General features: G+C 45.7%; 3 protein-coding genes. 1 reads left to right on the top strand and 2 read right to left on the bottom strand.

What is annotated here, in order from left to right:
• Both H6S82_RS21180 and ntcA read right to left on the bottom strand, forming a co-directional pair.
• A partial coding sequence (locus tag H6S82_RS21180; RefSeq protein ID WP_191056658.1) for a DUF3084 domain-containing protein occupies window positions 1–1,312 on the bottom strand: 1,312 nt, incomplete at its 3' end.
• 626 nt (window positions 1,313–1,938) lie between these two features.
• Complete coding sequence (ntcA, locus tag H6S82_RS21175; RefSeq protein WP_190473501.1) at window positions 1,939–2,610, bottom strand: global nitrogen regulator NtcA; 672 nt, start codon at window positions 2,608–2,610, stop codon at window positions 1,939–1,941.
• Window positions 2,611–3,347: 737 nt separating this feature from the next.
• On the opposite strand from ntcA, the gene fabI reads away from it, so the two are divergent.
• A complete protein-coding gene (fabI, locus tag H6S82_RS21170) occupies window positions 3,348–4,124 on the top strand; it encodes an enoyl-ACP reductase FabI (protein ID WP_190473503.1) in 777 nt (258 codons plus the stop codon).
• The last annotated feature ends 66 nt before the right edge of the window (window positions 4,125–4,190 follow it).

Genomic DNA, 4,190 nt, shown 5'->3' with positions numbered 1-4,190 from the left:
AGTCTTTACCGTCATCAATTTTATCTATAAGTTGGTTGACATCTGCTTGCCTAATTACTATTACTTGTTGCTTAAGATTTTTATTATCGGGATGCGTGCGCTCCAGAGCTACTCGGTTTGCCTGCAACAGCAGTCTATCTACAGCTTGACGAGCCGCTGAAGGTTCCACAATCCGCACTACACCAGCTGCCAGAACTTGACCGCGCCGGACTGTAACGTTACCCCGAAACAGTTGTTGGTAGTCTTGCTCTAGACTTGCTACTTCCTTTTGCAAAATATTTAGTTTTTGTTCTCTTTCAGAAAGTTTTTTATCTTGTTCGGAGAGTTTTGTGTCTTGTTGTGCCAGTAGTTTTTCTTGTTGAGTTAGTTGTCCTTTAAGTTCTTTGAGACGACTTTCCTGTTGCGAGATTGTTTGGTCTCGTGTGGCGATTTGTCCATCGCGAGCGGCAATTTCTTGCTCTTTTTGGGAAATTCTCTGGTCTTGAGCGGCGATTTGTCGATCGCGCTGTGCGATCGCGTCATCTTGTGCGCCGATTTTTTCGTCCTTTTGCTGGATAATCCGATCGCGGGCAGCAATTTTCTCATCCCTTTGATCGAGCTGTTGCTTCAGTTCGGTAATCTGAGCTTTAACTTCGTTACGCTGGGCGATCAAATCCTGCCGTTCTGCTTGCAATTTTTGAATTTCCGAACGCAGTTCTTGTGCTTGTCCGGATACTGCTTTTAATTGCTCCTGCGTTCCATTTAGTGCGCTTTGTGTTTGGCCCAACTGGTTTTCTGTTTGACCCAACTGGTTTTCCGTTTGACTCAGCTGAGTTTGAGTTCGACTCAATTGAGTTTGAGTCCGGTTGAGCTGCATTTCTGTACGAGCTTGTTTGGCCATTGCTTCTGCCAGCTTAGCCAATGCCAACTGTAGAGCCTGATTGGTTGAATCCAGACGCTTTTGCGCTGTTGACTGTTCGGATTTAGCCTCAGCCAGCTGTTGTTCTACCTGTACTTTTTCACTTTCTGCCTTACTTTTCTCGGTTCGGCTTTCTTCTATCTGTTGGCGGGCGCTTCTCAAATCTTTCTGAATTTTTTCCAGTTTAAAAACGCCCGTGCGTAATTGTTCGCTGGCGGCAAATAAGATCGCCAACGTCGAACTAGAGATCAAGCTGCCTGTCAAGAAGGTGATCAACACCGCTGTGTTCTTCGGACGCAAGTTAAACAGGCTTAAGCGAGCCTTCCCAACTTTTGTCCCTATGCGATCTCCCACCGATGCGATCGCTCCCCCCAACACCAAAATTGCCGCAATCAGGATTAACCCGGTGGTCATATATATGTCTGGGAGTGTGAAAACTCCCTGCCAAAAGAGCGGTTAGGAAAGAAAACACGAGGGATTTATTCCCCGTGATGGGGCTGGCTTTTAAGTGCGATAACTTGGAGCGCCAGTCAACTCCGTTTCTACTCTACTTCCCTTAGCTGCTAACTGTCACAGAGGTTACAGACTGGGGAGCTATCGATTGACAATCTCCTCAATTGAATTGCTGAGATTCAAAGGTTTAAGCACTACGACCTTTCTTGAAAAGTCCTTGCGGCAGTTTCCTAACCAGTTGAAACGTCGATGAGACCCATTCACCAGTTGGTTCAGTTCAAGACAGAGGTTTCAATTTCCTAGCATTAACTGCTTGACGAGTGGCTTCCTCCGGGGTAATGAGTACCTGAAAACCATCAAAACTCAGGTTCTCTGGAGTTGTTACTTGAAGTTCGGTTTGGCTCTAAACCATAGGCAAGATACTGTTTTAGTCTCTTGGTTTACTGGTTAGCCAGTCTATTTCCCGCAAACCTCACAGTACTCGCTTGATTTTACCATTCCTGGGACTCAAATAGCGCTTAGTTATCCAAGCAACGCATCGGGTTGCCATTTATAAGGCATTGCACCAGGTTATGCCGCTTCGATCGCTAGGTAAATTGTTGACTTAAGGTTACAGGATTGTGGACGGTAATCTTTTTTTTGTGGATGGAGATCATTTTTTCTTGCCGCAGATCTCCCAACAACCGAGTAACGGTAACGCGGGTGGAACCTATAGCTTCTGCGATCGCCTGGTGAGAAAGTTTCAAGTCGATCGTAATCCCTTCAGGGCCTGAAACGCCAAAATCTCGGCAGAGAATCAGCAGAAAACTGACCAGCCGCGATCCCATATCTCTATGGGCCAGGGTTTCGATCATCATCTCAGTTTGTAAGATCCGTGAGGAAAGACCCCGCAACATCAACATTGCTAACTCAGGATTTTCATTCAGCGCTTGTTCTACCTGATCGATCGGTGCTGAAAGCAGTTCCACTGGGGTGAAGGCAACCGCATGGTAAAAGCGATCGGAGCGATTCCCTGTAATCAGCGATAATACCCCAAAAACACTATTTTCTCGCAATAGAGCTACGGTAATCTCTTCTCCTGCTTCATAAACTCTAGAAAGTTTCACTGCACCTTTAAGCAGGAAGTACACCCGTTCAGCCGGATCTCCTGGGAAAAAGATGGTTTTTCCCCTTTCAAACGTTTCTACAACTGGTGGAAACGCCCCGCTGCCCATTTGACGAAATACAATTGCTAGCGGTCTATCTTGTATAACGACCATATTCCTTGCCCTCACAGAGACCCAAAAGATTTTGCAAAATTTTGGAATAAAGTTTGACATTCTCCGTGCAGTCATGCTGGCAATTTTTGATTTCACCAGCCAACCCTGCCATCAGTTTCCCTTCAGCTAGAGGTTACTTTTTCTGCACTTTCATTTTCCGTATGCCTTACGGTACAAATTTTTACCATCTGGAGTTCCTTAAGGCTATAGATTGCCCTACTCTCTGCACGGGAGGAAAGCCGCGCCATTAAACGTACTCGACAGTAAGAGCAAGCTGCTAGCTTTCGCTTTATGGTCAAATCAACCTCTCTGGCTACCCGCTCTCGGTCTTTCCTCAAAGCAGTATAGTCTTGATTCAGCTTATACCGGGATAAATCTTGCTTGTTTATCCAGAACTGAAGTACTTTATTTCTAAAAAACCCAAAGTTTTCGATAGCTCTGTCAATCGCTCGGAACGGCTCAGTTTTTCTGTTTAGTTTTGTTTGTCTCAGTAGCATTGCATCTATAAAATTTCTGTGTACTATAGCACATAATTATTACCTAAATGAGGAAAGATACATTTTATATAGCTATAAATAAATTTACCGATAAATGCCCAATAACTTTTCTAGACAATAATGTATAATTAGATACAGAATTTTGTAAAGTGGATACAGCATGGTGCGAGAGATCGCCAACAGAACAAACCATAACAGCCGTCGTTACTTGCCGCACTGACTCCGATATAATGAACCACTATGCTGAATTTAACCGGAAAAAACGCGCTTGTAACTGGCATTGCCAACAACCGCTCGATCGCTTGGGGCATTGCCCAACAACTCCATAAAGCTGGTGCTAATCTTGGCATCACCTACCTGCCCGACGAAAAAGGTCGTATGGAGAAGAAAGTTGCAGAACTGGTAGAACCGCTCAATCCCAGCTTGTTTTTGCCCTGCAACGTTCAAGATGAAGCCCAGATTCAAACAGCCTTTGACGCTATCCGCGACAAGTGGGGCAGGCTGGACATCCTGATCCATTGCCTCGCTTTTGCCAACAAAGATGATTTATCAGGAGATTTTAGCAAAACATCCCGGCAGGGCTTTTCCCTGGCTCTGGATGTGAGCGCTTACTCGCTGATCCAACTCAGTGGGGCAGCTAAACCCTTAATGACAGAGGGCGGTAGCATAGTCACCCTAACATACTTGGGCGGTGTGCGAGTAGTTCCTAACTATAATGTGATGGGGATCGCTAAAGCTGCTCTAGAAATGAATGTTCGTTACCTAGCATCCGAACTCGGCCCCCAGAATATCAGGGTAAATGGCATCTCTGCTGGCCCAATCCGCACTCTGGCTTCTTCTGCGGTAGGTGGGATTCTGGATATGATCCACCACGTTGAGAAAGTAGCACCGCTGCGACGCACGGTTACTCAAGTGGAAGTGGGCAATACAGCTGCCTTCCTATGCAGTGACTTGGCTAGCGGCATTACGGGCCAGATCCTGTATGTTGATGCAGGTTACGAAATAATGGGAATGTAGTAAATCGGGGGCGGGCAGGATGACTTGCCCACGATTGAGAAAATAAAATGAAGATTTTATGCAGAT

Source organism: Planktothrix sp. FACHB-1355, assembly GCF_014748295.1.
Lineage (GTDB): Bacteria > Cyanobacteriota > Cyanobacteriia > Cyanobacteriales > Aerosakkonemataceae > Aerosakkonema > Aerosakkonema funiforme_A.
This window is presented reverse-complemented; position numbering and strand designations above follow the sequence as displayed.

Coding starts and splice junctions, on each gene's coding strand:
- ntcA (WP_190473501.1), bottom strand. CDS start 2,610: ATGGTCGTTATACAAGATAGACCGCTAGCAATTGTATTTCGTCAAATG.
- fabI (WP_190473503.1), top strand. CDS start 3,348: ATGCTGAATTTAACCGGAAAAAACGCGCTTGTAACTGGCATTGCCAAC.